Here is a 903-nt window from a genome sequence, read left to right on the forward strand (position 1 = left end):
CCTATTAACTTAAACATGTGGATTCACACTTTCACCCAAATATAAAGGGAGGCCCGCTGAGTCGAGAACATTGTAGCTCCGCTTACCAGATTTACTTCTTTGCAATTCTATAAACCGTTCAAAAATGTTTTGCCTTAAGATTTCGGCGAAAAAGGGCCGTTTTTTAATTTCATCCAAAGTATGACCATGTGTAGTTATCACAAGTTTAATACCGGCGTTTACGGCCTCTAGTACTGCTTGTGTATCCTCTGCGCGACCAATTTCATCTACGACTAACACATCCGGAGACATAGAACGGATCATCATCATCATTCCTTCCGCTTTAGGACATCCATCGAGCACATCCACCCTTGTTCCAAATTCGAGCTGTGGTACTCCATGAACACTTCCCGCAATTTCTGATCGCTCGTCCACAATTCCCACCTTTTGAGGGGCAATACCTCTTTTTTCATTTCCACTAGATATCATCCTTGCAATATCACGTAATATCGTCGTTTTTCCTGTTTGTGGAGCACCGATTAACAAAGTATGCTGCCATTCGCCATTATATAAATAAGAAGTGAGCGGTTCCGCTGCACCTATTTTTTCGCGTGCTATCCGAATATTGAAGGAGGAAATATCCCTTATCGCTTTGACCGCCCCATTTTCAAGAATTACCTTTCCTGCAAGACCAACACGATGTCCACCTGCTATAGTTATATATCCTCGCTTTAATTCTTCCTCAAGCGTATATAACGAAAATTGACCTATTTGATTCAGTAATTGTTCGGCATCCGAATGGGTCACTTCGTATGAAAAGAAGAAAGGGTCCCCCCCTACAATGACCTCTAGAGGCCTTCCAATCCGAATTCTCAACTCTTCCATTTTTTCAATCATCATCGGTGTCATACCCCGGAGCTGCTC

1 protein-coding gene is annotated in these 903 nt (G+C 42.6%); it reads right to left on the reverse strand.

Annotated features, from left to right (window positions below; translation table 11 throughout):
* Nucleotides 1-9: 9 nt before the first annotated feature.
* The coding region (gene spoIIIAA / locus AC1DUW_RS30640) for a stage III sporulation protein AA (RefSeq protein ID WP_477644424.1) at nt 10-903 on the reverse strand (894 nt) is incomplete at its 5' end.

The sequence above is a fragment of the Peribacillus sp. P4_C12 genome (assembly GCF_056402095.1).